27 protein-coding genes are annotated in these 26,457 nt (G+C 71.0%); 14 read left to right on the plus strand and 13 right to left on the minus strand.

Going from position 1 to position 26,457, the window contains the following annotated elements:
- Window positions 1-37: 37 nt before the first annotated feature.
- Together JHE00_RS08565 and JHE00_RS08570 are read left to right on the plus strand one after the other, a co-directional pair.
- Window positions 38-1,174 (plus strand): C45 family peptidase, encoded by a 1,137-nt coding sequence (locus tag JHE00_RS08565; protein ID WP_200316717.1) that lies wholly within the window; start codon window positions 38-40, stop codon window positions 1,172-1,174.
- Complete coding sequence (locus JHE00_RS08570; protein WP_200316719.1) at window positions 1,171-2,712, plus strand: MFS transporter; 1,542 nt, start codon at window positions 1,171-1,173, stop codon at window positions 2,710-2,712. Before JHE00_RS08565 ends, JHE00_RS08570 begins: the two co-directional genes overlap by 4 nt.
- Before the next feature lie 10 nt (window positions 2,713-2,722).
- Here the strand turns inward: JHE00_RS08570 and JHE00_RS08575 are convergent, their stop codons facing one another.
- Entirely contained in the window at window positions 2,723-3,712 is a 990-nt protein-coding gene (locus tag JHE00_RS08575; RefSeq protein WP_200316721.1) for a DUF3558 family protein, read from the minus strand.
- Window positions 3,713-3,752: 40 nt separating this feature from the next.
- Here JHE00_RS08575 and JHE00_RS08580 point away from each other — a divergent pair, with 40 nt between their 5' ends.
- Window positions 3,753-4,631: a maleate cis-trans isomerase family protein gene (locus JHE00_RS08580; protein ID WP_504739426.1), complete on the plus strand. Its 879-nt coding sequence runs from the start codon at window positions 3,753-3,755 to the stop codon at window positions 4,629-4,631.
- Here the strand turns inward: JHE00_RS08580 and serS are convergent.
- Window positions 4,593-5,861 carry a serine--tRNA ligase gene (gene serS / locus JHE00_RS08585; RefSeq protein ID WP_200316725.1) on the minus strand — a complete coding sequence of 423 codons (1,269 nt, stop codon included), beginning with the start codon at window positions 5,859-5,861 and terminating at the stop codon, window positions 4,593-4,595. The two genes, JHE00_RS08580 and serS, sit on opposite strands and share 39 nt — an antisense overlap.
- A gap of 97 nt (window positions 5,862-5,958) precedes the next feature.
- On the opposite strand from serS, the gene JHE00_RS34980 reads away from it, so the two are divergent.
- Both JHE00_RS34980 and JHE00_RS08600 read left to right on the plus strand, forming a co-directional pair.
- Window positions 5,959-6,825 carry an SRPBCC domain-containing protein gene (locus JHE00_RS34980; protein ID WP_230423173.1) on the plus strand — a complete coding sequence of 289 codons (867 nt, stop codon included), beginning with the start codon at window positions 5,959-5,961 and terminating at the stop codon, window positions 6,823-6,825.
- A complete protein-coding gene (locus JHE00_RS08600; protein WP_200316727.1) occupies window positions 6,822-7,154 on the plus strand; it encodes an ArsR/SmtB family transcription factor in 333 nt (110 codons plus the stop codon). Before JHE00_RS34980 ends, JHE00_RS08600 begins: the two co-directional genes overlap by 4 nt.
- A gap of 39 nt (window positions 7,155-7,193) precedes the next feature.
- Here JHE00_RS08600 and JHE00_RS08605 read toward each other — a convergent pair whose 3' ends face one another.
- Genes JHE00_RS08605 through JHE00_RS08620 form a run of 4 tightly spaced genes read right to left on the minus strand, consistent with a single transcriptional unit; the run spans window position 7,194 to window position 10,370 of the window.
- The gene (locus tag JHE00_RS08605) at window positions 7,194-8,108 is read right to left on the minus strand and encodes a haloalkane dehalogenase (protein WP_200316730.1); all 915 of its coding nucleotides are present in this window, start codon (window positions 8,106-8,108) and stop codon (window positions 7,194-7,196) included.
- 17 nt (window positions 8,109-8,125) lie between these two features.
- Window positions 8,126-8,572, minus strand: coding sequence for a DUF350 domain-containing protein (locus JHE00_RS08610; protein WP_200316732.1), 447 nt, complete (start codon window positions 8,570-8,572; stop codon window positions 8,126-8,128).
- Between the two features lie 40 nt (window positions 8,573-8,612).
- Window positions 8,613-9,779, minus strand: coding sequence for a glutathionylspermidine synthase family protein (locus tag JHE00_RS08615; RefSeq protein ID WP_200316734.1), 1,167 nt, complete (start codon window positions 9,777-9,779; stop codon window positions 8,613-8,615).
- Complete coding sequence (locus tag JHE00_RS08620; RefSeq protein WP_200316736.1) at window positions 9,780-10,370, minus strand: hypothetical protein; 591 nt, start codon at window positions 10,368-10,370, stop codon at window positions 9,780-9,782.
- Window positions 10,371-10,458: 88 nt separating this feature from the next.
- On the opposite strand from JHE00_RS08620, the gene JHE00_RS08625 reads away from it, so the two are divergent.
- The 3 genes from JHE00_RS08625 (at window position 10,459) to JHE00_RS08635 (ending at window position 13,128) form a co-directional block, all read left to right on the plus strand.
- Window positions 10,459-11,502 (plus strand): septum formation family protein, encoded by a 1,044-nt coding sequence (locus JHE00_RS08625; protein ID WP_200316738.1) that lies wholly within the window; start codon window positions 10,459-10,461, stop codon window positions 11,500-11,502.
- A gap of 1 nt (window position 11,503) precedes the next feature.
- Window positions 11,504-11,854 carry a metallopeptidase family protein gene (locus tag JHE00_RS08630; protein WP_200316740.1) on the plus strand — a complete coding sequence of 117 codons (351 nt, stop codon included), beginning with the start codon at window positions 11,504-11,506 and terminating at the stop codon, window positions 11,852-11,854.
- A gap of 74 nt (window positions 11,855-11,928) precedes the next feature.
- Window positions 11,929-13,128 (plus strand): MFS transporter, encoded by a 1,200-nt coding sequence (locus JHE00_RS08635; RefSeq protein ID WP_200316742.1) that lies wholly within the window; start codon window positions 11,929-11,931, stop codon window positions 13,126-13,128.
- Here JHE00_RS08635 and JHE00_RS08640 read toward each other — a convergent pair.
- The 3 genes from JHE00_RS08640 to pheA all read right to left on the minus strand — a co-directional run bounded on the left by JHE00_RS08640 (window position 13,125) and on the right by pheA (window position 15,443).
- Window positions 13,125-13,802 carry a DUF4232 domain-containing protein gene (locus tag JHE00_RS08640; RefSeq protein WP_200316744.1) on the minus strand — a complete coding sequence of 226 codons (678 nt, stop codon included), beginning with the start codon at window positions 13,800-13,802 and terminating at the stop codon, window positions 13,125-13,127. The two genes, JHE00_RS08635 and JHE00_RS08640, sit on opposite strands and share 4 nt — an antisense overlap.
- Before the next feature lie 112 nt (window positions 13,803-13,914).
- A complete protein-coding gene (locus JHE00_RS08645; RefSeq protein WP_200316746.1) occupies window positions 13,915-14,538 on the minus strand; it encodes a histidine phosphatase family protein in 624 nt (207 codons plus the stop codon).
- Complete coding sequence (pheA, locus tag JHE00_RS08650) at window positions 14,535-15,443, minus strand: prephenate dehydratase (protein ID WP_200316748.1); 909 nt, start codon at window positions 15,441-15,443, stop codon at window positions 14,535-14,537. The genes JHE00_RS08645 and pheA overlap by 4 nt, the downstream gene beginning before the upstream one ends.
- 89 nt (window positions 15,444-15,532) lie before the next feature.
- Here pheA and JHE00_RS08655 point away from each other — a divergent pair, with 89 nt between their 5' ends.
- The 5 genes from JHE00_RS08655 to JHE00_RS08675 all read left to right on the plus strand — a co-directional run bounded on the left by JHE00_RS08655 (window position 15,533) and on the right by JHE00_RS08675 (window position 20,995).
- Entirely contained in the window at window positions 15,533-16,147 is a 615-nt protein-coding gene (locus tag JHE00_RS08655) for a macro domain-containing protein (protein ID WP_200316750.1), read from the plus strand.
- 122 nt (window positions 16,148-16,269) lie between these two features.
- Window positions 16,270-17,202 (plus strand): type I pantothenate kinase, encoded by a 933-nt coding sequence (coaA, locus tag JHE00_RS08660; RefSeq protein ID WP_200316752.1) that lies wholly within the window; start codon window positions 16,270-16,272, stop codon window positions 17,200-17,202.
- A 73-nt stretch (window positions 17,203-17,275) separates the two neighbouring features.
- Window positions 17,276-19,915: an ATP-binding protein gene (locus tag JHE00_RS08665; protein WP_200316754.1), complete on the plus strand. Its 2,640-nt coding sequence runs from the start codon at window positions 17,276-17,278 to the stop codon at window positions 19,913-19,915.
- Window positions 19,912-20,715 carry an alpha/beta hydrolase gene (locus tag JHE00_RS08670; protein WP_200316756.1) on the plus strand — a complete coding sequence of 268 codons (804 nt, stop codon included), beginning with the start codon at window positions 19,912-19,914 and terminating at the stop codon, window positions 20,713-20,715. The genes JHE00_RS08665 and JHE00_RS08670 overlap by 4 nt, the downstream gene beginning before the upstream one ends.
- A 124-nt stretch (window positions 20,716-20,839) precedes the next feature.
- Entirely contained in the window at window positions 20,840-20,995 is a 156-nt protein-coding gene (locus JHE00_RS08675; RefSeq protein ID WP_200316758.1) for a hypothetical protein, read from the plus strand.
- 17 nt (window positions 20,996-21,012) lie between these two features.
- Here the strand turns inward: JHE00_RS08675 and JHE00_RS08680 are convergent, their stop codons facing one another.
- Window positions 21,013-22,362: a hypothetical protein gene (locus JHE00_RS08680; RefSeq protein WP_200316760.1), complete on the minus strand. Its 1,350-nt coding sequence runs from the start codon at window positions 22,360-22,362 to the stop codon at window positions 21,013-21,015.
- Window positions 22,359-24,602 carry a hypothetical protein gene (locus tag JHE00_RS08685; protein ID WP_200316761.1) on the minus strand — a complete coding sequence of 748 codons (2,244 nt, stop codon included), beginning with the start codon at window positions 24,600-24,602 and terminating at the stop codon, window positions 22,359-22,361. The genes JHE00_RS08680 and JHE00_RS08685 overlap by 4 nt, the downstream gene beginning before the upstream one ends.
- Window positions 24,603-24,688: 86 nt before the next feature.
- On the opposite strand from JHE00_RS08685, the gene JHE00_RS08690 reads away from it, so the two are divergent.
- Window positions 24,689-25,006 (plus strand): nucleotide pyrophosphohydrolase, encoded by a 318-nt coding sequence (locus JHE00_RS08690; RefSeq protein ID WP_200316763.1) that lies wholly within the window; start codon window positions 24,689-24,691, stop codon window positions 25,004-25,006.
- Between the two features lie 7 nt (window positions 25,007-25,013).
- Here JHE00_RS08690 and JHE00_RS08695 read toward each other — a convergent pair whose 3' ends face one another.
- Window positions 25,014-25,769, minus strand: a complete 756-nt coding sequence (locus JHE00_RS08695; protein WP_200316765.1) for a DUF427 domain-containing protein — start codon at window positions 25,767-25,769, stop codon at window positions 25,014-25,016.
- Window positions 25,770-25,797: 28 nt separating this feature from the next.
- Window positions 25,798-26,457: a class F sortase gene (locus JHE00_RS08700; protein WP_504739427.1), complete on the minus strand. Its 660-nt coding sequence runs from the start codon at window positions 26,455-26,457 to the stop codon at window positions 25,798-25,800.

Here is a 26,457-nt window from a genome sequence, read left to right on the forward strand (position 1 = left end):
GCGCGGACCGTCAGCGGAGCCGTCCACGGTGGGCCGCATGAATGAACTTTCCATCGTGGCAGGCGGTCGCCACGACTTCCTGACCGTCCGCCACCTGGTGGTCCGGGGTGACCAGGTGGCGATCGGGCGTGCACTGGCCGAGGAGGCCCACACCAGTGCGGGCTGGGCTCCCGCGCCCACCGACCCGCTGCGCAACCGGGCGCGCTGGACGTGGTTCGAGCGCAACTGGCCGCAGCAGCACGCCCGTCTCTCGGGCGTGGCCGCGGCGTTCGGCCTCGATCCCGACGACGATTCGCTGCGCCTCGACGGCTTCTCCGGACTGCCGTCGGGCTCAGGCTGTTCGGCCGTGTGGTGCCCGCCGCAACAGGCCATCGACGGCAGGGGCAGGGTCGGCCGCAACTACGACTTCTTCACACTCAGCGAGGCCGAACTACTGGCCGAGTTCGGCAGCGGGCCCGCCGCCGAGGGCGGGGTCGCGCTGGCCTCGCGGCCGTACGTGCTCACGACGGTGCCCGACGACGGACTCGCCTCCACGGTGCTCACGATGTCCGAACTGGACGGTTGCACCGAGGGCGTCAACGAGGCCGGGCTGTGCGTGGTGCTGCTGTTCGGCGACATCGAGGCTGCCGAGCCGCCGGCGAACCCTGTTCCGCAGGCCGGGCTCGACGTGATGCAGGTGCCGCGGTTCCTGCTCGACACGTGCGAGAACGCCGAGCAGGCCAAGCAGGCGCTGCTCGGGGCGAAGCTGTACGACCAGGGCGCGCCGTGCCACTACCTCGTCGCCGACGCGGCGGGCAACGCGTTCGTCTGGGAGCGCGGCTCGAAGGACTCCGAGCACATCGTCGAGCAGGACCACGGCGCGTTGTGCGTGACGAACCACCCGCTGCACCGCTACCCCGACGTCGCGGCGCTTCCTGAGGACACCGCCGAGACGTTCGAGACCTTCGCGCGGGCGCGCACGCTCGCCAAGCACACGGCGGCGCCGCTGTCGGCCGACTCGCTGCGCGAGGCGCTCGACGCGGCGAGCATGCCGGTGTCGGAGCTGCCGTGGCGGACGCTGTGGCGCAGCGTGCTCGACCCGGTCGACCGCACGCTCACCACGCGGTTCTACCTCGGTGACGCCGAGAGCTCCGTGCGGCACTCGCCCGAGCTGATCTTCGAGGTGTCCCGATGAGCGGCGGGAGGGCGAGCACCCGCGAGTGGGTCGGGCTCGGCGTCCTGCTGCTGCCCAGCCTGCTGGTGGCGATGGATCTGTCGGTGCTGTTCTTCGCACTGCCGTTCCTCAGCGCCGAGCTGGAACCGACCAGCGCGCAACAGCTCTGGGTAGTCGACATCTACGGCTTCCTGCTCGGTGGTCTGCTCATCACGATGGGCTCGCTCGGCGACCGCATCGGCAGGAGGAAACTGCTGCTGATCGGGGCGGTCGCGTTCGGAGCGGCTTCACTGCTGTCGGCCTACTCGCAGAGCGCGGAGATGCTCATCGCCGCGCGGGCGCTGCTCGGCATCGGCGGCGCGACCATCGCTCCGTCCACATTGTCGCTGATCCGCAACATGTTCCACGACGCGAGCCAGCGCACGCTCGCGATCTCGCTGTGGACGGCGGCGTTCGCGGGCGGTGGCGTGCTCGGCCCGATCATCGGCGGGTTCCTGCTGGAGCACTTCTGGTGGGGCTCGGTGTTCCTCATCAACCTGCCCGCGATGGCGCTGTTGCTGATTCTGGGACCGCTGGTGCTGCCCGAGTACAAGCACCCGCAGCCCGGCAGGTTCGACCTGCTCAGCGCGGTGCTGTCACTCGCGACCGTGCTGCCGGTGATCAACGGCGTCAAGCGGATCGCCGAGCACGGCGCCGACTGGTTCGCCATCGGGTCCATTGTGGCCGGTCTGGCGCTCGGACTCGTGTTCGTGGCGCGACAACGCGCCCTCGAACACCCGATGATCGACGTGCGGCTGTTCCGCAAGGGCGAGTTCGGTGCCTCGATCGTCACCGCGATGTTCGCGATCTTCGCCGTGATGGGACTGAGCCTGGTGTCGGCGCAGTACCTGCAGATCGTGCTCGGCATGCGGCCGTTGGAAGCCGCGCTGTGGTCGGCGCCGAGCTTCGCGGGCATGGCGGTGGGGACCACGGCGGCCGCCGTACTCGCCAGGTGGGTCCGGCCGGGGATCATCATCGCCTCCGGCCTGGTGCTCGCGGCGGGCGGTTTCACGCTGGTGCTGCGAGTCGGCGTCGACTCGGGGCTCGCGACCATCGTTGTGGCCATGGGGTTGATCGCCGCCGGAGTCGGTGCGGTGGCCGCTCTTGCCACGGACTTGGTGGTGGCCAGCGCTCCCCCGGAACGGGCGGGCAGCGCGTCGGCGATGTCGGAGACGGGCACGGAGTTCGGCGGCGCGCTGGGACTCGCGGTACTCGGCAGCGTGGGGGTTGCCGCGTACCGCTCGGAGTTCGCCGAGAACGCGCCTGCCGGGCTGCCGCCCGAGGCCGCGGCCGCCGCGCAGGACACGCTCGGCGGGGCGATGGCCGTGGCGGGTCAGCTGCCGGGCGAGACGGGCGCGGGTGTGGTCGAGACGGCACACGAGGCGTTCGTGTCGGGCATGCACACCACCTCGGTGATCGGTGGCCTGATCCTGGCCGCGGTCGCGGTGTTCGCGGCGGTGCTGCTGCGCAAGGTCCGCCCGACCTCGGCCCGGGAGGAACCGGCCCCCACGGCCGCGTAGGGGGCTGCGGCTAGGACTCCGGGAGGTTGCCCGTCACCAGCGGGATGACCTCCCGGAGTTTGTCGCACGCCTTCGCCGGGTCGTCCAGGTTGCCGCTGGCGAGGTACACCGACGAGTTCTCCGTGAAGCTCAACGTGGCCTGGCAGTTGACCTCCAGGTCCGCAGGAGCGGGGAAGAGCGTCCACGTGCGACCGTCCACGTCGACCTGTTCGCCCTCGCCGTCGGCGTAGGGCCACTCCTGCGCTGGCCGGTCGCCCGAGTAGAGGTCGAGCGCCTTGACGCCCTTCTCGCCGTCGGTGTCGGGCCACTGGCAGCCGGGCGGCGTGCCGTACTCCGGCATCTCCTCCAACGGCGTGGTGGCGCCGCTGAACCCGATCTGCTCGGCCTGCTCCGGCTTGAGCAGCGTGCACGGGTCAAGGTCGGCGAGCGCGCTCGGTTCCGGCTCGGGCTCCGGTTCGGGCGCGGGCTGCCCGCCCGGCAGGTGCGAGGAGACGTAGGGCGCGGCGGCCTCGGCCACCTCGCACGCCGCCTCCTCTGAGGAGAAGTCACTGCTGCTGAGCACGACGAACGACGTGTCGGAGAGCTCGTGCGCGAGCAGGCACACCGAACCGCCCGTGAGCGGGTCCGCGTAGTGCTCCCAGTCGAGGCCACCGAACTGCTTCGTCTCCACCGGCTGCTCGCCGGACACGTAGTCGACGAGCGGGAACGTGGACTCGAACGCGACGGTGAGCGAGTCCAGGTCGGACATATCGTCGGCCTGCGCGAACGTGCACGAGGGCGGCATCAGCTGCGAGGGCGTGCCCGGCGTGAACTCCCCCTGTTCGACCAGCTCCAGCGCGCTCGCGTCCTCGGGCGTCAGCAGCGCGCACGGCTCACCGGAGGCGGCCACGTCCTCGCTCGTGGGCGGGTTCTCCAGCGGCTGTGCCGTTCCGCCGACCGGCGTCGCGCACGCGCTGAGCAGGACCCCGGCAGCCAGCAGAACAAGAGCGTTGGCACGCACGATGGGTCCCCCGTCCGGTCGTCGGCTGTGTTGCCGCCCGATTAACGGGTGTCAGCGTAATCGGCCGCTCCGCGACGTAGGGGTTACATCGCATTTCCCGCCGGTGAAGCTTCGTCGCACTCCGGTGCCGCGCCCGCGCGCGAGACCTAGATTCGGCACCGTGATCGAGGAATCCGAGCTGTTCGGGCTGCCCGAGCCGACGGGGATCGGCCTGGTGGCCCCGTTCGACTTCGCACTGGACCGCGAGCTGTGGCGCTGGCTTCCCGATCACGTCGGGCTGCACACCACGCGCCTGCCCTACCTGCCCGAGCCGGTGACGGTGCAACTCGCCTCCGCGCTCGGCAACCCGCACGGCGTGCGCAGGGCCACGCGCGACGTGCTCGCGCCGGAGCCGAAGGCGGTGGCCTACTCCTGCACGTCGGGCAGCTTCGTCGACGGAGCTGCGGGAGAGGCCGCACTCGTCGCCGCGATGCTCGACGCGGGAGCGCCGGCCGCCGTCACCACGTCCGGTGCGCTCGTCGGCGCACTCGAGGCGTTGGGAGCGCGCAAGGTCGCCGTGATCACGCCCTATGTGGACGGTGTGACCGGCAGGCTGCTCGACTACCTCGCCGAGTTCGGCTACACCACGTGCGCGAGCTTCGGGCTCGGGCTGCTCGGCGACATCTGGAAGATGTCCTACTCGGACGTGCTGCGCGCCGTCGCCGGGATCGATCCGACCGGCGCCGACGCACTGTTCGTCAGCTGCACCAACGTGCCCACCTACGACCTGATCGAGCCGCTGGAGCGCCACCTCGGCATCCCCGTGCTGACGGCGAACCAGGTGACCATGTGGGCCGCGCTGCGCGCCGCCGGGGTCACCGGGCTCGCCGCCCCCGGACGGCTATTCGCCGGCCGGGACGAGGACGTCTCTGCCGTTTAGGAACGGCCGCAGCGCCTCGGGCACGCGCACCGAACCGTCCTCCTGCTGGTGGTTCTCGAGGATCGCCACGATCCACCGCGTGGTGGCGAGCGTGCCGTTGAGCGTCGCGGCGGCCTGCGGGCGGCCGTTCTCGTCGCGGTAGCGCACGCCGAGCCGCCTGGCCTGGAACGTGGTGCAGTTCGACGTGGACGTCAGCTCACGGTAGGCCTGCTGCGTCGGCACCCACGCCTCGCAGTCGAACTTGCGTGCCGCACTGGTGCCGAGATCGCCGGCCGCGGTGTCGATGACCCGGTAGGGCACCTCGATCTTGGCCAGCATCTGCTCTTCCCAGCCGAGCAGCCGCTCGTGCTCGGCCTCGGCGTCCTCGGGACGGCAGAACACGAACATCTCGATCTTGTCGAACTGGTGCACGCGGATGATGCCGCGCGTGTCCTTGCCGTACGAGCCCGCCTCGCGACGGAAGCACGTCGACCAGCCCGCGTAGCGGCGCGGACCCGCGGAGAGGTCGAGGATCTCGTCCGAGTGGTAGCCGGCCAGCGGCACCTCCGAGGTGCCGACGAGGTAGAGGTCGTCCTCCTCCAGCCGGTACACCTCCGACGAGTGCGCGCCGAGGAATCCGGTGCCAGCCATGATCTCCGGCCGCACGAGCACGGGCGGGATCATCAGCTGGAAGCCGTTCTCGGCCGCCTGCATCGCCGCCATGTTGAGCAGCGCGAGCTGCAGCTGCGCGCCCACACCGGTGAGGAAGTAGAACCGCGCGCCGGAGACCTTGGCGCCGCGCTCCATGTCGAGGGCGCCGAGCCGCTCGCCGAGTTCGAGGTGGTCGCGCGGCGCGAAGCCGAGCTCCCGTGGCGTGCCGACGTGCTTGAGGACGGTGAAGTCGTCCTCGCCGCCGGCGGGGACCGCGGGGTGAACGATGTTGGGCAGGCGGCGGTGCAGCTCGTCGAACTCGCCGCTGGCGCGCGACTGCTCGGCCTCGGCGGCCTTGACCTTCGCGGCCAGGTCCTTGCCCGTCTCGAGTAGCGCGGCGCGCTCGTCACCGCCTGCCTTGCCGATCTGCTTGCCAAGCTGCTTCTGCTCGGCCCGCAGCGTGTCGGCGGCGGCGATGGAGGACCTGCGCTCGGAGTCGAGGGAGAGCAACTTGTCGACGGCGGTCTCGTCTTCACCGCGGGCGCGCTGCGAGGCGCGCACCACGTCGGGGTCTTCGCGCAGAGTCCTGGGGTCAATCACGGTGACGAGGGTAGTCGGAAGGCATGTGCAACTGACGGGTTGCACCAAGCTCACCTCTTGTGCAACTCTGTGGTTGCAGCTGAGATGAGGAGACATCATGAACCCGGACCGCATCGAACGCGACATCCTGATCGCCGCACCGCCCGAGCGCGTGTGGTCGACGCTCACCGACTTCTTCTGGGTCGCCGACGAGGGCCGAGGCGGCACCGAGCCCCGCACCGGCGAGAGGTTCGTCGCCGTCAGCAAGGAGTGGGGCGACTACCCGATCCACATCGAACGCGCCGAGCCCCACAGCTACCTGTCCTACCGCTGGTCGAGCGCCTATCCGGGACAGGAGCCCGCCGAGGGCAACTCCACGCTCGTGGAGTTCACGCTCGTCCCCGAGGGCGGCGGCACGCGCCTGTCGGTACTGGAGACCGGCTTCAGTTCCCTGCCGGAGGCCGACCGGCGGCAGGCCCACGAGGACAACTCCGGCGGTTGGCTGGCGCAGTTCGACATCCTGCGCGAACGCGTCGAGGGCGGCGCTGCCGTCCCGCTCGACCGCGTGGAGCGCGAGGTCGTCATCGACGCCCCCGCCGAGCGCGTGTGGGCCGCGCTGACCGCGCCGGAGTTCTGGCTCGGCGAGGCCGACCCCACCGGCTTCGCGATCACCGAGGGGGCTCGCGTGGTCGGCGAACACCCCGGCCACGGCACGCTGCCCCACCACTTCGTGCGCGTCGAGCCGCAGCGTTACCTGGCCTACCGGTGGGCGAACCGGTTCCCGTCCAGTGAGCCCGGCCAGGACAACTCGACGCTCGTGGAATTCACGCTCGTCCCGGAGGGCGACGGCACGCGGCTGCGCATGGTCGAGAGTGGGTTCGCCACACTGTCACTGCCAGGGAAGGAACTGCTGACCGCGGCAGACGACAACGGCGAGAGCTGGGACACGGTGCTGGGCGAGCTGAAGACCTCCGTCGAGGAATGAGCGACACCGGTTTCGACGCGGTGCTCGGCGCGATGGCCGACCCCACGCGCCGCGCGCTGCTCGACGCGCTCGCGGCACGGGGACAGGCCAGCGCTTCGGCACTGGCGTCGGATCTGCCCGTGTCGCGGCAGGCCATCGTCAAGCACCTGGCGGTGCTGGAGGAGGCGGGCCTCGTGTCGTCGGCCCGTGCGGGCCGCGAGGTCCGCTACACGCTGCGCTCGCAGGCCCTCGACGCCACCGCGCGCTGGATGTCCGCGCTCGCGGGCGACTGGGACCGCAGGCTGGACACCATCAAGCGCGCCGCGGAGAACACCGAGAACAACGACTAGCGAAGGCCACCTCGAACTCGTCCGAGGTGGCCTTCGTCGTCAGCGGGGCAGGCCCCGCACCAGGTCGATCACCGCGTTCGCGAGCTGCTCGCCGCCATCTTCCTGCAGGAAGTGGCCGGCCCCGGTGATCACCGGGTGCTTCCGGCCCCCGGCGCCGGGCATGGTGCGCTCCAGGACGGGGCGCATGCCCGCCGTGATCGGGTCACCGTCGGAGAACGCGCACAGGAACGGCACGTCGAGCTTGGTCAGCTTCTCCCAGGCGGCCCGGTTGGCCTCGGTCGCGGGGTCGTCGGGACTGGTCGGGACCAGGCCCGGCATGGCCCTGGGACCCGCCTTGTACATCTCGTTCGGGAAGGGCGCGTCGTAGGCGGCGCGCTCGGCGTCGGTGAGCGTGGTCCGGCACCCGGACTGCACGAAACGTGCGACGTCGAGCACCTGCGCCTTCTGCACCGCGTCGTGGAAGGCCCACCACGGGGCGGGCATGTCCTGGTCGCCGGTCGGCAGTCCCGTGTTGGCCGCCACCACCCCAGCGAAGCGCTCGGGGTGCTCGGCCACCAGCCGCAGGCCGATCAACCCGCCCCAGTCCTGTCCGACGAGCGTGACGTCGCGCAGGTCGAGCGAGTCGAACGCGAACGCCCGCATCCACTCGACGTGGTTGGCGTAGGTGTGGTCGGTCAGGTCGGCGGGCTTGTCCGAGCGTCCGAAACCGACGAGGTCCGGAGCGATCGCCCGCAGTCCCGCGTCGGCCAGAACCGGCAGCATCTTCCGGTAGAGGAACGACCAGCTGGGCTCACCGTGCAGGAGCAGGACGGCGGGGCCGTCCGCTGGCCCCGCCTCGACGTAGCCGACGCGGACAATCCCGGTCACGGGGTTGTCCACGTCGGCGTACAAGTCCGGATAGTCGAAGTCGGGCAGGTCGGCGAATCGGTCGTCGGGCGTTCGCAGTAACCGCACCCGACCAACCGTAGTGCCTACGAGATGGCGACGGCTACCACGAGACCGAGCGCGACGTGGGCCGCGGCGACCACGAAGCTCGCCGGGGCGAACTTGTCGCTCTCCACCGTGTTGCGCACGTCGATGCGGGTGACCCACTCGAGCAGGCGAACCGCGACGACCTGGGCGACGATCCCGATCAGGCCGTAGACGAGCGATGTGATGAGTCCCTCAGCGAGGTTGCTGGAGGACGTCCAGATCGCGATCACGATGATGAACGCCATCGACACGAGCCCGGATGAGGTGATGATCACCGCGTTCGGCAGCCCGCGACGCACCAGCTCCGACAGCTTGCCCGGCGTGGTGAAGTCGATCGCGTAGAACCCGAGCAGCATCAGGAGCAGACCGACCACGGCGTAGAGCGCGATCGCGCCGATGCCCCTGGCCAGGTCGGAACCGAACGTGTCGGACAGCGCTACAAGCACGGAAGTTCTCCCAGAGTTGCTGATCGTTTCGCGTGGTTTATCACGATTCCGGGATGCGATGGGGGACGAATGCCGCCCCGTCGTCGGTGACCAGGCCCGCGGTCTCCCTGATGCCGAGCCCGGCCGCGTTGTCGCCGACGATCCACGCACCCAGCGCGGGCCGGTAGCCGTCGAACTCGGGCAGCGGGTCGAACGCCTGGTAGACGAATCCCTCCGCGCCGTAGACGCCGCCTGTCTGCGTTTCGTAGCCGGTGGCGACGATCTGCACGTTCGAGCCCTCCCGGCCCAGCTTCGGCTTGCGCACGTACTCGGTGAGCAGGCCGGGCTGGTCGTTGAAGGCGGGCAGCAGGTTCGGGTGACCGGGGTAGTTCTCCCAGAGCACGCCGAGGATCGCCTTGTTGGAGAGCAGCATCTTCCACAGCGGCTCGACCCAGAGCGTCTGCGGCAGCGACTCGACGGCGAAGCGGCCGAACTCCTCCTCGACCACCCACTCCCACGGGTAGAGCTTCACCACGGTGCTCATCGGCGACTCTTCGAGGTCGACGAAGCGCTTGAGCAGCGGGTCCCAGCCGATCTCCTCGATCGCCAGCCCCACGGTGTCGAGACCGGCCTCGGCCGCGGTCTCCTGCAGGTAGGACGTGGTGATGTGGTCCTCGCCGGAGGAGTCGGCGCTCGACCACGTGAAGTGCAGTTCCTTGGACGGCAGCCCGTCACCGATCTCGGCCCAGCGCTCGACGAGCCGCTCGTGGATGGAGTTCCACTGGTCGTCGTCGGGGAAGACGTCGGTCTTCCAGTGCCACTGCAGCACAGCGGCCTCGAGCAGCGAGGTCGGGGTGTCGGCGTTGTACTCGAGCAGCTTGGCCGGGCCGCTGCCGTCGTAGCGCAGGTCGAAGCGGCCGTAGAGGTGCGGGTCGCCGCGCTTCCACGAGTCGGCGATGTGCGGCCACACCCACTCGGGCAGGCCGAACTCGGCATACCGCTCGGTGAGCACCACGTGGTCGACGGCCTCGAGGCACATCGAGTGCAGCAGCTCGACGTCGGCTTCGACGGAGAGCACCTCGTCCATGGGCAGGACGTAGTGCACGGACTCGTCCCAGTAGGGCCGTTCCTGACCGGAGCCGTAGCGCGCGGGGGTGCCGTAGACCAGCCCCTGCTCCTCGACGATGCGTTTCCAGTCGCGCCGGGGCGGGCGGGACTCCCTGTGCACTTATGAGCCTCCGCTCTTGCCGAATCCGCCGCTGTTGATGCCGAAGCCACCGCGCTGGACGGTCGTGCCGGACTTCGTGGTGATGTTGGCGTTGGCCGGCTTGGTGTAGGAACCGCCGGACACGGTGCTGCCGACGGCGCCGGTGCCGCCGTAGTTGTAGCGGTACTGCTGGAAGCCACCGCCGGGCAGGGGCAGGAACATGAACCCGCCCGAGACGTAGCCGCCGTTGTTGTTGACGTAGTTCTCGTCGCAATACTGGTCGTTCTCGACGACCGTGCCGTCCTCGGTGGTGCACAGGGCCTCGACGTTGTCGGGCGCCGCGACCAGGTACCAGCCCGCGACCAGGCCCACGAGCCCCACGGTGACGCCGCTGCCGATCAGGACCTTGCGCCGGGTTTCCGCCTTGCGCTCGGCCTCGGCCTGAGCCCGCTCGGCTTCCTCCCTGCGCTGTTCCTCCTCGGCGAGGGCCTTGCGCCGGGCGCGACGCTCGGCCAGGGTCGGTTCTCGCGGCGTCGTGCTCCCGGCGTCCTGGAACCGCATGGAGCCACGCCGGGGTGGCTGCTCCTCGTTGGGGGTGTTGTCATCCGTCATCGAGCACTCCGTAAACCGCGGGGCATGCGCCACCTCACCCTATCGACCTTCGGGCGCTCGCCGGTGCGAACAGGCATCATGGGTACCGATGTCCGACGAGGCCAACCGGTTCCCCCCTATCAAACCGGCCGTGCGCACCAGGGTGCTCATGGTGGGTGTATTCCTGGGCGCCATCGTCGCGATGTCGCTGAGCTGGGTCTTCTCCTGGGGGGTCGAAACCGAGGCCGACCGCGTCGAAGCAGCGCAGGAAGCAGCGGTGACGGCGCGCAGGGAGGCGTTCAGCTCGCCGCCCGGCAGCTGCCTCACCTGGACCAACACCGACGCGAGCGACGTCAAGAAGGTCGGCTGCGCGCAGGACCATCTGTTCGAGGTCGCGGGTGTGGTGGACATCTCCAAGGACTTTCCAAAGAACGCCCGCCTGCCGAACGCCGACAAGTGGCGCACGCTCACCGAGGAGAAGTGCGGGCAGAGCGTCCGCGACTACCTCGACAAGCCGCTCGACCCGTTCGGCAAGCTCTCGCTCGGCGTGCTGAGGCCCGACGAACAGCAGTGGGCGCAGGGCGAGCGCAAGCTGCACTGCGGCCTGCAGCGGGTGGCGCCGGGCGGTGAGCTCCAGACGCTGACCGGACCCGCGAAGGAAGAGAACCAGTCGAACGTCTGGGAGCCGGGCACGTGCCTCGCGCTCGCCAACAAGACCGTGGGCGACCCGATCGACTGCGCCGAGGAGCACTCCTACGAGATCGTCGGCCTGGTCAACCTCGCGAACCACTTCGAGGACGGCTATCCCTCGCCCGAGGACCAGCAGAAGTGGCTCGACACCGAGTGCTCGCGCATCGTCGGCGAGTACACCGGCGGCGCCAAGCTCCGCGACAAGGGCCTGCTGCTCGCGTGGGACCTGCGCGAGAAGGAGAGCTGGGACGCGGGCTCCACGCTGGTGAACTGCAAGGTCGGCGCCAAGCTCGAGGACAACAGCGGCCTGGCCGCGGTGCGCGGCAGCGTCTCCAAGGAGGCCCCGCCCCCGCCCGAGGACAAGCCGAAGCAAGGCGACGCGGAGCAGCCGGAGGGCGAGCGTCGGGGCCAGGACCAGAACCAGGAGCAGCCTCCCGGCTCGGGTGAAGGCGACGGCGGCTGACATGCCGGTGGAGATGACGCTGCGGAGGTTCGAGGAGCTCGTGGCGGAGGCGCTCGACGCGGTGCCACCCGAGTTCGCCAGTGCGATGGACAACGTCGTGGTGCTGGTGGAGGAGCACAACGAGGAGGAGCCCGAGATCCTCGGGCTCTACCACGGTGTCGCCCTCACCGAGCGCGGCCACGACTACGGTGGGGTGCTGCCAGACCGCATCTCGATCTACCGCGAACCGATTCTGGGCATCTGTTCCACCGAGGAGGACGTGGTGGAGGAAGTCCTGATCACCGTGGTGCACGAGATCGCCCACCACTTCGGTATCGACGACAGTCGGCTGCACGAACTCGGTTGGGGCTGACTGGCCCCCGACCGAACGAGTGATCATGCTTGCTCGCGCCGGGCGGGCGCGGTCTGCTCCGGAGATGGAGCGTGATGTCGCGTAGTCACGGCCACCGGTTCGCGTGGCTGCTCGGCTCGAGCGCGTTCGGAAACCTCGGCGACGGAATCGGCAAGGTCGCGTTCCCCCTGCTGGCCGCCACGGTCACCAGGGATCCCGTGCTCATCGCGGGGCTCTCCGCTGCCCAGTTCCTGCCGTGGCTGCTGTTCGCGCTGCCGGTCGGCACCCTGCTCGACCGCATCGACCGGCGCAGCGCGATCGTGCTCGCCAACTGTGCACGGGCCGTGGTGGTCGGGGGCGTCGGCGCGCTCGTGCTGTTCGACGCGATCTCGATCTGGGTGGTGTACGCGGCGGCGCTGCTCATCGGGGTCGCCGAGACTGTGGCCGACAGCGCCACCAACGTGCTGATCCCCTTGGTGGTGGAGCGGGTGGGCCTCGCGAAGGCCAACAGCAAGCTGCAGGCCACCGAGATCGTGGGGCAGACCTTCCTCGGCGGCCCCATCGGCAGTCTCACGTTCGCGCTGTTCGCCGCGATGCCGTTCCTGCTGAACTCCGTCGCGTTCGCGGTGGGTGCGGCGCTGCTGATGGCGCTGGCGGGCAGCTACCGGCCGCGCGGCCCGGCGCGGCCGGAGTCGTCGCTGCGCACCGACCTCGCCGAGGGCGTGCGGTGGGTCCGCCGCGACCCGCTGGTCCTGCGGCTCGTGCTCGTCGCGGGTTCGCTGAGCCTGCTGAGCGAGCTGGCACAGGCGCAGCTCGTGCTCTACGCGCTGGAGGACCTGCGGCTCTCGGCCGCCGCGTTCGGGTTGTTCGCCTTCGTCGGCGGCATCGGAGGGCTCGCCGGCGCGGGAGTCGCCTCGCGCCTGCTCGACCGCCTCGGCAGGCGAGCCGTGCTCAGCGGCGGGATCGCCGTCTGCGGCCTGGCCTTCGGCGGAATGGGGTTCAGCACCCTGCCCGCCGTGTCGGCGGTGTTGTTCGGCCTGTTCGCCGCGGGCGTCGTCGCGGTCAACGTCCTGCTCGCCACGGTGCGCCACACGCTCGTACCCGGTGAACTGCTGGGCCGGGTACTGGGCGTATGGCGCACGGTGGTGTGGGGCTCGCTGCCGGTCGGCGCCCTGCTCGGAGGCGTGCTCACCGACGTGCTCGGCAGCTCCTCAGCCACGTTCGCGGTCTCGGGCGGGCTCCTGCTGGTGCTCGCCGTCGCCGCGTTCGCGGTGGTGCGGTTCCGACCGGCTTAGGGCGCGTTGCCCGAGCCGGGCTGGATGGTCTGCACGGTCAGCTGGTTGCCGGGGATGCCCTCCCCCGCACAGCCCTCACCGGCCATCTCGACGAACACCGACTCGGTCTCCTGCGGCGGGTACACGCGCAGGCCGCGAACGTCGGTCGGCTTGCACTGCTCGGGGTCGTAGTTGAGGACCTGCGTGAAGCCGATCTCGGCGTAGGCCGTTTCGCCGGGCTTCAGCGCGATCGCGTCACCCTTGGTGCCCTCGCGGAACGCGGACGCACCGACCTGGTGGCCGTCCTCGCCCGCCACATACGAGACGCCGGGGTAGCCCTGGATCTCGCACGGCGCGTCGCCGGTGTTGGTGAACTGCAGCGGGCGGTACTGCGTACCCGCCGCGGCGTCGCCCTGGCCGAGCGCGACCTTGAGGTTGCCCGAGTTGCACAGGCCCGAGTTCTCCGGCGGAGGAGCGGGCTGCTCCGACTCCGTCGCACTCGGATCGCCGCTCTCCCCTTCTGAAGGCGGCGAACTCGGCTCCTGGGAAGAGGATTCCGCCGCCGAGGAACTAGGTGGGGTGGATGTGCCACCCGCATTGTCGGTGCCACCGCCGCAGCCGGCCAGCACCACGGTCAGTGCCGCTCCCGCGGCGGCCAAGGCCAGGTGCGAGACGTCAACGCGCTTGTCGGTCATGAGTGCCTCCCTTGCGTCGTGACTACCCGAGAGACGTGTAGACCACACGGAGGGTTGCGTGAATTGCTCACCCAAAAGCGCGAAAGTACGTCAAAATTCGCCCGTACGGGGATCAAGAACCCATCGGCACACCGGCCCAGTCGAGACAATGCCAGCCGCCGTCGTCCCTGGTCTCCAGGCGGACGATGCCGGTGTTGGGCAGCAGACCCTGATCGGCGACGGCGGGGTCCACGTTGCTCGCGAGCCACTCGGCGCCGAGCCGGATGGCGCCGCCGTGGCTGACCACGACCACCACCCCGTCGGCGTCCACGTCGACGTGCTTGGCGCGCAGGTCACCGATCGCGGTCAGGTAGCGCTCGTGCACCTGCCTGCCGCTCTCGCCGCCGGGCAGCGCGAGGTCCAGCTCACCGCGGGTCCACGGGCCGACGGTGCCGAAGTAGGTGTCCATCGCCTCGCTGTCGGAGCGGTCCTCGAGGTCGCCGACGAAGATCTCCTGGACGCCCTCCACGACCTGCACGTCGAAGGCCAGCGACGCCGCCAGCGGCGCGGCGGTCTGCTGGGCTCGGGTCGCCTGCGACGCGTAGACCGCGGCGACGGACTCGCCCGCGAGCGTGTCGACCAGCTGCTCGGCCTGCCTGCGGCCCAGGTCCGTCAGCGGAGGGCCTGGAAGCGCGGTGTTGAGCGCTTTGAGCACGTTCGCCTCGCTCTGCGCATGTCTGACCAGGTACAACCTCACGCGAGCTCTCCCTTCCGCACCGCGTCCACCCACGCGTCGGCGTTGCCGAAATCGTCGTTGGCGGCGCCCGGCTCGATCGTCGCCTGCACACCGTCGGCCCGGGGGTGGGAGCCGAGGAAGCGCACGTTGTTGCACCGCCTGCGCAGCGCCGCGAGGGCGGCGCCGATCCGCGGCTCGGCGACGTGGCCCTCGAAGTCGATGAAGAACCGGTACAGGCCGAAGTTGCCCTTGATCGGGCGCGCGTCGAGCCTGGTCAGGTTGATGCCGCGCGTGGCGAGCTCGGCGAGCAGCTCGGCGAGCGCACCGGTGCGGTTGGCCGCGGCCGCGACGATCGACGTGCGGTCGGACCCGGTCGGCTCCGGCAGCACCCCCGGCGGCCTGAGCAGCAGGAACCGGGTGCGCGCGTCGGGCACGTCGGCGACCTCGGTGGCCAGCACCCGCAGCGGGTAGTGCTCGACGGCGACGGGCGCGGTGACGGCGGCGTCGTACTCGCCACGCTGCACCGCCACCGCCGCGGCGGCCGTTGACGACGAGACGACGGCCCTGGCCTCGGGCAGGTTGTGCTCCAGCCACCACCGCACCTGCGCGAGCGCGTGCGGGTGGCTCGCCACCGTGCGCACCGTCTCGACGTCGTCGCGCGTGAGGACGGTGAAATGCACGGGCAGCAGCGCCTCGGCGACGGCGACGAGCGGCGACTCCTCGGCGAGCCCGTCGAGGGTGGCCGACACCGGGCCCTCGACGGAGTTCTCGACCGGGACGCACGCGGCGTCGGCCTCGCCCCTGCGGACGCTGGTGAGAGCGGAGGAGATCGTCTCGACGGGCACCAGTTCGTCGGCGCCCGCGAGGCTGCGAGCGGCCTGCTCGGTGAAGGTCCCCTGCGGTCCGAAATAGGCGATGCGTGGCACGGCATCAGGCTACGGCGAGACGAGTTTCACTCGCATAGCCGGTAGGTCGGCCGGTTACCCCGATTGCCGTTTTTTGCCATGCTGTAGACGTGACCGCCGAATCTGGCACCCACGTCTCGCGCGGCGGGCCGGCCAGCCAAGCCACGCACGGAACCCCTGAGCTGGTGCTGTGCGCGCTCGAACCCGACCTCGTCGCGGCGTGGGAATCCGTGCGGGACAACGCCGAAGGCCCGGTCAGAGTCCACTCCGGATCGGTCCTGGACGTCGGCGCGCAGGCGGTGGTGAGCCCCGCGAACTCCTACGGCTGGATGCGCGGCGGCATCGATGCCCTGTACGCCAAGGCTTTCCCCGGGGTCGAGCAGCACGTGCGCAGCGCGGTGCTCGCCTACCACGGTGGCGAGCTGCCGATCGGCGAAGCGGTGGTCGTTCCCACCGGCGAGCCGTCGCCGGAATGGCTGATCAGCTCACCGACCATGCGCGAGCCCGGCGAGCAGCTGCCGGAGGACACCGTGCACCCGTACCTCGCCGCGAGAGCCGTGTTCCTGCTCTGGCGCGACGGCAAGCTGGACAACGGCGCCGAGCTGCGGTTCGTGGTCGACACCATCGCGATGCCGGGTCTCGGCACCGGCGTCGGCGGGGTGCCGCCCGAGGTGTGCGCCCGGCAGGTCGCCGCGGCGTGGGACGAGGTCTTCTTCGGTCGCTGAGCTGGCCGGTTCACTCTGACGTGCAGAACGTCACAGCCCGTTGAACGCCGGTACGCCCTAACGTTAGATCTGCGTTACGCACATGTACGGCGCCGGCCCATCGACGGGCGAGGAGTGAGCGAATGCCACGAGTCCGTGAGCTGAGCCCCTATGTCGAGTTGCAGCGCAATCAGTGGCGAGAGCTGCGCCGCTCGACTCCCCTGCCGCTGACCGCGAGCGAGCTGACCAGACTCAGAGGGCTCGGCGAGCAGATCGACCTGACCGAGGTCGCCGAGGTCTACCTGCCGCTGTCCCGCATGATCAACCTGCAGGTCGCGGCCAGGCAGCGCCTCTACGAAGCCACCACCACGTTCCTCGGCGAGGACACGCGGGGCACGAAGGTCCCGTTCATCATCGGCGTCGCGGGCAGCGTGGCGGTCGGCAAGTCCACGACGGCGCGCATCCTGCGCACCCTGCTGGCCCGCTGGCCCGACCATCCGCGCGTCGACCTGGTGACCACCGACGGCTTCCTCTACCCGCGCTCCGAGCTCGTGCGCAGGGGAATCATGCACCGCAAGGGCTTCCCGGAGAGCTACGACCGCAGGGCGCTGCTGCGCTTCGTCACCGAGGTCAAGTCCGGCGCCGACGAGGTGTTGGCCCCGGTCTACTCGCACCTGGCCTACGACATCCTGCCCGGCGAGGAGCAGGCGGTGCGCAGGCCGGACATCCTGATCGTCGAGGGCCTCAACGTGCTGCAGCCGGGCCCCCGGCTCACGGTGTCGGACCTGTTCGACTTCTCGATCTACGTCGACGCGCACACTGCCGACATCGAGCGCTGGTACATCGACCGGTTCCTCGAGCTGCGGCACACGGCGTTCGCCAACCCGGACTCGCACTTCCACCACTTCGCGAGCCTCGACGACGACGAGGCGCGCGCCGAGGGCAAGCACCTGTGGAAGACGATCAACGAGCCGAACCTGATCGAGAACATCAGGCCGACCAGGCCACGCGCCACGCTGGTGCTGCGCAAGGACGCAGACCACTCGATCAACCGGGTACGCCTGCGCAAGCTCTGACCTGCTACTCAGCGTGGGTGTGCTCCCACACACCTCCCCCGTCTGCACCCTGGAAATCCGTCCGAATCCGGCGATGATGTTCGGCGTGGGCACCGGGCCGCGTGGACTTCTCGTGCGCGCCCTTGGGCAAGCGTGGGTACAGCGCGGCAGCGCAAGGGAGGCGCTACCCGATCCTGCCCTGCGCAGCCTGCTCGCGGCGCTGGCGGTGCGAGCGAACGAGCCGGTGCCGCAGGCCGACCTGATCGCCGCCGTGTGGGGCCCTCGGCCGCACACGAGTGCGGAGGACGCGCTCGGCACCCGCGTCTCGCGGCTGCGCTCGCTGCTCGAACCGGCGGCGGAGGTGGCGTGGGAGGGCACCGGTTACGTCCTGCGGGTGGACCCGGGGCGCATCGACGCCGTCCGCTTCGAGCGGCTGGTGACCAGGGCGGCCGCGGCGAGCGCGCCCCGCGACGCCGTGCGGCTGGCCGACCGGGCTCTGGCGCTCTGGAGCGGGCCGGTGGCCTTCCCCGAGCTGCGCCCCGGCGGCCGCCGGCATCCGGAGTCGCTACGGCTGGGCGAGCTCCGCTGGCGCGCCGTCGAGCTGCTCGCTCGCGGGGAGCTGGCACTCGGCCAGGCGGGTGAGGCCGCCGACCGACTGCTCGAGGTGGTGGCGGTGGAGCCGTTCAGGGAGCGGCTGTGCGCGCTGGCGCTGACCGCGCTGCACCGAGCGGGCCGTAGCGCCGAGGCGGTGGAGACCTTCCGCCAGGTCAGGGCGCGGCTGGACGCCGAGCTGGGCGTCGACCCGTCGGTGGAGCTGCGCGAGGCCTACCGGGCGGTCACGGGAGAGCCACCGGAGCGACTCACCCGCCGGTGGCCGGTGCGCGCCGCGAGACGCCCTCCACCGACCACGCTGCTCGGTAGGGACAGCGAGCAGGCACGGCTGACGGCGCTGGTGGGTCGCGAGCGCCTGATCACCGTCACGGGCGGGGGCGGTGCCGGCAAGACGCGCCTGGTGCTCGAAACGCTGGCCACGCTGGACACCCAGGCGCCCACCGTGGAGCTGGCGGCGCTGGCGGGCGACGAGGTGCCGCTCGCCGTCGCCGCGGCGCTCGGTGTGCACGCCCACGGCTCGGCCGACGAGACGCTCGACGCCGTCGCGGACCACCTGAGCGGGCAACGCCTGCTGCTGGTGCTCGACAACTGCGAACACGTGCTCACCGAGGTCAGGTCGCTGGCCAAGCGGGTGCTGCCGAGCTGTCCCTCCGTCACCCTGCTCGCCACCAGCCGCGTACCGCTCGGCGTCGGCGGCGAACGGGTGCTGCCACTGGCTCCGCTGCCCGCCGATCCGCACGGCGAGCCTCTGACCTCGCTCAGCGGTGCGCTCTTCCTCGCCAGGGCACGCAGGGTGCGGCCACAGTTCGTGATCACGCCCGAGCAGACCGGGCTCCTACGCGGCGCGCTGCTGACGATGGACTGCCTGCCGCTGAACCTCGAGCTCGCCGCGTCGCGGGCCGCCGTCGAGGGCGTCGCCGAGCTCGAGGGACTGCCGCGAGACGTCGTCGAATGGGCCTTCGACCGGCTCGATCCGGCCGACCGCGACCTGCTCGCCTCGCTCACGGTCTTCCGGGGCGAGTTCGACCTCGGCGCCGCGGACGAGGTGGCCGACGCGGGTGGCGCGATCGCCGCCGGCATCACGCGGCTCGCGGAACTGTCGCTGCTGACGGTCGAGGACGCGGCGCTGGCCAGGTTCCGGGTGCCCGAGCTGGTGCGCCAGGTCGCCGCCCGCCACCTCACGACCACGCCGCAGGAGCACAAGACTCGCGACCGGCACGCGCGGTGGTGTCTCGACCTCGCCACCGCGGCGGCGGCCGACGCCACCGGCGAACACGACCTGGCGGCCGCCGAACGGTTGCGGCGCAACGCCTCCGACCTCACCGGCGCGCTGCGCTGGGCCGTCGGCGAGGATCAGGGCCTCGCCGCCGAGCTCGCGGGCAGACTCGGGTTGCTGTCGCCGTACCGGTCCGAAGTGGACTTCCTCGCGTGGCAGCTGCGGCTCGGGGACTCGGAGCACCCGCTCGCCGTGGGAGCCGCGGCGCGGGCCGCCGTGCGCTACGGCGATCTCGCGACGGCGCGACGGCTCGCGGAGCGCGCGGCCGGGCTGGCGACCACGGCGGAACAGCGCTACCTCGCCCTGCACACCCTGGCGCTCAGCTCGCCCGACGTGGAGAGCTCCCGCCTGGCCTGCCACGAACTGCTGGGGTTGAGCGAACTTGCCGCCGCACACCTGGCCGACGGGTGGGGCGTACTCGCGTTGCTCGATCGCGGCGACGGCGGCACGGCGGCCGGGGCCACGCACACGCTGGCCGTCTCGTCGGCGCACCGCGCTTATGCGTCCTATGTGGACGGCATGGTGCGGCTCGCGCGCGACCCCGAGGACGGGGTGGCCGCGTTGGGCCGCGCGCGGACGCTCGCACAGCTGGCGGGAGCCGAGCTGATCGACGGCGCCGCCACGTCCGCGCAGGCCGGGGCACTGCTGCGCCTCGGCAGGCTGCCCGAGGCCGCGAAGTTGCTGACGCACTCGCTCGAACACTGGCAGCGGGTGCGCGCACCCGCCCAGCTGGAGGCGACGACCAGGCAGGCGAGCGAACTGCTCGCGGCCCTCGGCGCGGGCGAGGTGCCCGGGCCCGCCGCACTTTCGACACTCGGCGCCGTCCACGGCACACTCGCACGATGACCGTGCGCCGCCGGGTGTTGATCTGGGTCGCGGTGATCGTCACCATCGTGGCTGTGGTGTTCAGCGCGGCCTTCGCCTTCCAGCGCAAGCTGATCTACCTGCCCACGGGCGGGCCGCTGCCGCCTGCCGCCGAGGTGCTGCCCTCCGGCCAGGACGTCACTCTCAGCACCGACGACGGGCTGCGGCTTTCCGCCTGGTACTTCCCCGTCGAGGATGCGCGCGCAAAGGTGCTGGTCGCGCCGGGCAACGCGGGCAACCGCTCCCACCGCGTGCCGCTCGCGCGGGCGCTCACGCAACGCGGGCTGTCGGTGCTGCTGCTCGACTACCGCGGGTTCGGCGACAACCCGGGATCACCGAGCGAGGACGGGCTGGCGCTCGACGTGCGAGCGGCCAGGGACTTCCTGGTGGAGCGGGAACCGAACAGGTTGCTCTACGTGGGCGAGAGCCTCGGCGCCGCCGTCGTCACCGAACTCGCCACCGAACACCCGCCGGACGGTCTGGTGCTGCGCTCGCCGTTCACCGAACTCGCGGCGGTGGGCAAACGGCACTACCCGTTCCTGCCGGTGGGCCTGCTGCTGCGCGACCGCTTCCCCGTCAGCGAGTACGCCGGGCGGCTGAGCATCCCGGTCACGGTCGTCTACGGCACGGAGGACTCCATCGTGCCCGCCGAGCAGAGCCGCGAGGTGGCCGACGCGGCCAGCGCCGAGGCCGTCGCCGTGACCGGCGCCGACCACAACGACCCGGTGCTGCTCGACGGTGCCCAGCTCATCGACGCCGTCTCCGACCTGGCCACACGCTGAGCGGCGTCTCGGCCGATCGGCCGATCCGGCCGTCGGAGCGACAACCGCTTGGCCGATAGCACAACTTCCCCCGCGCGGTGATCCTGGTGAGTAAGAAAGAAACCAGCAAACGGGGGAGGCACCGATGTTCTCGATCATCCTGACCTGGGTGGGTGCGATGCTCGGAGTCGCGGTACTGCTGGCCATGGCCTGCGGGTCGTTCGTTCTCGACTTCGACGACGCCCGCAGCGAACGGCGCAGCAAGGCCGATGTCCGCAAGCAGGCCACGCCCACTACCTGACGTTCACCGCCCGGCGGTCACTGCCTGACCGCTTTGGGCAACGCGATCCGCGCCTTGCGGATCTCTTCTATCAGGCGCGTCTTGCGCCGGTGCGTCTCGACGAGCTCGCCGAGATAGGCACCGAACTCCTCAGCGGTTCCGGCTCGTTTGTGCAACGTGCGCAGCCTGCGCAGGTGCACGGCGGCCCTGGCGTAGTGCTGAGCGTCCTTCTGGCCGATCAGGTCCTCGACGTGACGGCGGTACACCGGGATCACCACTGCGGGCGGATGTTCACCCGCGAGTTTCCACGCTTCGTCGCCGCGATCGCCGGTGAGCAGCGCGTCCACGGCCTCGCTCGGTTTCGGCTCGTCGGGTTCGGGTTCCGGCTCCGGTTCGGGCTGGACTTCCGGCTCTGGCTCGGGCTGGACTTCCGGCTCTGGCTCGGGCTGGACTTCCGGCTCTGGCTCGGGCTGGACTTCCGGCTCTGGCTCGGACTGGGCCACCGGCGCGGGTTCCGGCTCGGGCTGTGGCTCTGGTTCCGGCTCCGGCTCCGGTGCCGGCTCCGGCTGGGGCCCGGGTTCCTGCGCCCGGCGAGCACGTTCCAGCGCGGCGACGAGCGGTCCCCTGCGGCCGCCGTTGCCGTTGCTGAGCGCCTTCGCCGCGTAGGCGATGGCCTCGCTGTGCCTGCCAGCGGCACGCAGCACCCTGACGATCTTGAGGCTCACGTCGAGCCTGGGCAGCTGGTCCGACAGCATCCGGACCACGGTGTCGACGTCACCCGTGACCTCCGCGTGCTCCTGACCGAGCCGTTGCGCGGTGCGGGCGCGGACGGCGTCGGCGTCCGGCTCGGCCAGGATTCCATCCACTGTGGACCTCACCCGGGCGAGTCCCCTGTCCCCCAACGCTTCAGCGAACGGAGTCAGCGGGATGTCGGGCCAGCCGGGACGTTCGAAGGCCAGTCGCAACAGCCACTCGGCGAGCTGCCCTGGCCGCGGCGGGTGTGCCGCGCAGGCCCGCGCGTACAGCGACACCGCGCGCTCCAGCTGCTCGGCCGCGGCACCGCTGGGCTCGTCCACCTCGCCCAGTGCCGTGGTGATCTTGTCAACAGCCCTGCGCGCCAGCGGCGCCACGTCGGCCTGCGTCCCCGCGTCGAGCAGCCGCTGCAGCGTGTCCAGCACCGAGGCGACCTGCACCGACTCGGCGGCGGGCGCCGCGTCGTCGAGCAGGTCGCTGGCCTGGGCGAGCTCGCCGTTCTCGGACCCCTCCGCGCGGGCGAGCAGCCGCCTGCCGAAATCGGGGTCTCGTTCGGCCTGCGCGCACAACAGATCGGCCAGCACCGCCACGTCGAGCGAACGGAGGTACGTGCGCAGGTCCGATTGGCGGGTCACCCACTCATCGTGTCATGAGATGCACTCTCATTGGTCACCGTCACGTGCCGATCGGTCGCCGAACGTGGCCGCCTCGGTGCGGGGATCACCACCTCGTCGAGGCTGCGCACGGTGAGTGATCCCTGCAGGCGGAGGGCGTTGACCGCGCCGAGCGGCGACCCGATGGGCGCCGCTTTGACGGCGCTCAGGTCGGCCAGCAGGTACAGCCGCCTGCGCACCCTGGTGACCGCGGCACCGAAGGAACGTACCCGTTCGGCCCAGTCGTCACCGGTCAGATCCACGAGCACGGTGTCGAACTCGTCGCCGGGCAGGGTGCGCGCGGTCCCCACGGCGACGCCGAGCCGGTCGCGCACCGCGGCGAGCCAGGCCTCGGACTGCAGCCGGTTGGGAGCCACCACGGCGGTGGTGTCCCGCCCGGTGCCCTCGGCGAACCGCACCACCGCCGCGTAGTCGGGAGCCGCGCCCGCCGTGTCGAGCAGCACGACCTCGGTGTCGAGCTTGCCCCTGCCCTCCAGCACGTCGTAGCCGGTGCTGTTGGCGAGCGCGCGCACGCCGGTGCCGAACCGGAGCTGCCTGGTGAGCACGGCGCACCCCGAGTGGGTCTCGGCGTCCTCAGGCGTGCGGATGCCGCAGTGCGCGAACGGCGTGGTGAGCGTGAAGCGGCGGACCTCGGGCACGTTCTTGATGCTCGGCGGGCGCACGCGCGGACCGGGACGGCGGAAGTCGCCGAAGAGCACGGCGGTCTCGCGCGCCTGCGCGACCGCGAGGAGCACATCGGACAGCCGCGCCGAACCCGCGTCGTCGACCAGCACGACGTCGAAGGGCCGCTCCGCCACGAACCGGCGGGCCGGGCAGACGCGCACGACCCTGCCGGAGAACCCGGTCTCGTAGCGCCTGCTGTGAGCCCGTTCGCCGAGCCACCACAGGCGCTCCTCGAGCTGTCCGCGCCGGGCGGCCCGGTCGGGGCTCCGGCCCAGCAGGGCCTCGCGCCGGGCGTACACACCGGGCAGGTCGAGCCGCAGGCACTCGGCGTGGAACCGGCGGTCCTGATCGGACGCGAGGCCGATCGAGCGCAGCTGCGCGATCCGGCCGCGCAACTGCTCGAAGCGAGCGTGGGCGGCGGCCTCCTCGCGCGCGGCCGCGTCGAGCCGGTCGTGCGCACCGGTCAGTCCGCTCTCGATGCCGACGGCGTCGTCGTCGGTGAGCGGCGCGGCCTGCGCACGGCAGTCGGCGATGCGCTGTTCGAGCCGGAGCCAGTCGGCGTCGGCGGCCCGCAGCGCCCTGCGGTCGGCGCGCCTGCCGCGGTAGAACCGGCGCCTGCCCTCGATGCGGGCGCTGAGCGTGGCGACCGTGTCCGAGACGGCGCCGACCTGGGCGGTCAGCTCGCGTGCCTCCGAGAGCCTGCCCCTGGCGACGGTGCTGTCGTGCCACGTCTCGCGGACCGAACGCAGTTCGCCCTGTGCCGCGGCGAGCTCGTCGCAGGCCTGTTCGTGCGTGCTGCGCGCCTCGGCGAACTCGGTCTCCAGCGACGACGACCGCTCGTGGTTCTCGATCCTCCGCGTCGCGGCGAGGAAGGCCGCGTGGTCGTATCCGGCGAGCTCCTCGTCCAGCTCGGCGATGTCACGTTCGATGCTGGTGAGCTCGGCGAGATGTTCCTGGATCACCAGTCGCTCGGCGTCGTGCCCCGGATCGAGCGGCGCCTCGTCACCGGCCACGATCAGCACCCGCTTGCCCGCGCGAGCGAGGTCGGCGGCGGCGTTGGCGATCAGGGTCGTCTTCCCGGTGCCAGGCCCGCCCCAGACCAGCCGCAACCCCGGCCGGAAGCAGGCTCGGAAGGCGTCGTTGGCCCGGTCGAGCTCTCCCGCGGCGAGCTGGTCGGCGAGCGGCGCGTGGCCGAGCCCCCGCAACTCGCGCGCCAGGCGTTCCAGCGACTCCCGCGAACGGACCTGTCGCGCCCACACGCGATCGCAATCGGGTGGGATGGGGCCGGCTATGCCGAGCCAGAGGACACCGCCCCTCAGCTCGGCCCGCACGGGTATCGCGGGCCCGTTCCGGGGTCCCTCGGGCCCCGCGACCCGGACGTCGTCGATGGGATCGACACGCCTCCCCCGTACGTCGACGGCGTACTCGCCGTCTCCGGTCTTCCGGAACCGTCCCAGCTCGGTCCACTCTCCGGTCTCGCGGGCGTGCTCCAGCTCCGCTTCGACCGCGCGAGCAGCCTCCTGCCGCCAATCGGCCATACCACCCCTCTCAATCCAGACCGAGTAAACCAAGAGTGCTGGTTTGGGTACAGAAAGTAATCCGAGAGTGTGATAGGCAGGGCCGCGTGACGCTCGACGACCTGATCCAGAGACTGCGCGATTTCGCCGCCGCCCGCGACTGGGAGCCCTACCACACGCCGAAGAACCTGGTCATGGCGTTGTCGGGGGAAGTGGGCGAACTGACCGCTCTGTTCCAGTGGCTGACACCGGACGAATCGGTCAGAGCACTCGAGAACCCGGAGCTGAAGGCCGAGGTGCTGGACGAACTCGCCGACGTGCTGCTCTACCTGACGCGACTGGCCGACGTCCTGGGCGCGGATCTCCTGGAAGCGGCGAACGCGAAGATCGACCGCAACGAGGTACGGTTCCCAGCTACCGAGTAGCGCAGCGTCAGGCGAACTTCGTCTTCGGGCGCTCCTGCAACCGGCCGTCCACGTAGACGTCCACCAGTTCGTCGGTGAACGAGATCAGGCCGGCGACGCGCTCGCTCTCGGGCAACGGCGTGCGATACGACCACGCGAGGTTGGGGACCAGCTCGTCACCCGCTCGCACCGAGAAGTACTCCGCGTCGCCCTTGTACGGGCAGCGGGTCACGCGCTGGCTCGGCTCCAGCAGGTCGAGCCGCACGTCGGTCTTCGGCAGGTAGTACCGGGTGGGCAGGTTCGTCTCGAACAGCAGCCGTGGCGCGTGCGTGTCGGCCACGGTCACGCCGTTGACCTCCACCCGGACGTGGCGCGAGCTCGGCAGGATGTCCACCCTCGTGCGCGGGTCGCGAGGGTGGACGTAGACCTCCTCGTCCTCCTCGAACCACGCGTCCATCGAGTCCCAGTCGAGCCGCACGTGATCGCGCAGCTCCTCCAGCGGCGACTCCGGGTAGTCGAGCACGGCGTCGACGGCCTCGCGGTCGCCGACCCGGAGCGTGGCCACCCGGCCCTCGCCCCGGCTCGGCGAGTTCCGCGTCTGTCCGGTAGGGACGATCAGCTCGGTGCTGACGTCCTCGCGCGGGAAGTAGTACGTCGGGAAGTACGGCACCTCCCACACCAACAGCGGCCGCGTCGTGTCGGCCACCACCTTTCCTGCGAACAGGGCGCGGACCCGTTTCGCTCCGCGCTCCGTACGAACCCGGCCACGGCTCTCAGTACTCATGGCAGTGGCAACGCCGCCGCGCCGGTGGTTATTTCACTCCCGCCATCGTGGCGTAGGCGATCACGTTGTCCAAGTAGTGGCCCGTCGAGTCGTCGAAGGCGCCGCCGCAGGTGATCAACCTGAGCTCCGGGCCGTCCGTGTTGCCGTAGACCTCCTCGGTCGGGAACTCCGCCTTCGCGTACCGCTCGACACGGTCGACCGTGTACACCACGCTCGTGCCGTCCTCACGGTGCACGGTCAACTGCTCGCCGGGCTGAAGTTCGTGCAGCCGGTAGAACACGCCGGGCACATTCGCGTAGTCCACGTGGCCGGCGATGATCGACGGCCCGACCTCGCCCGGCGTCGGACTTTCCACGTACCAGCCCGCGGTAGCCGCGTCGGTGGGCACTTCGAGCGCGCCGTCCGGTTCCAGTCCGAGATCGATGACCTCACCGGTGCGGACCCCGATCGACGGGATTTCGAGCGACGCAGGGCGCGATTCCGCCAGTGGCCCGCTCGGCTCCGGCTCGCTCGCAGAGACGGGCGCGGCGGGTCGTTCGGAGTGCTCTGCCGGCGCCGCAGTCGGGGTGGCTGGGGTGGCCACCGGGTCCGGCTGGGAGCCGAGCAGCACCGCCACGATCACCGCGACGGCGACCACCACGGCGGTTCCGAGGACGGCGAACACCCGCCATCGGAACCGCCTCGCGAT

This window comes from Prauserella cavernicola (genome assembly GCF_016595675.1).
Taxonomy (GTDB): Bacteria; Actinomycetota; Actinomycetes; order Mycobacteriales; family Pseudonocardiaceae; genus Prauserella_A; species Prauserella_A cavernicola.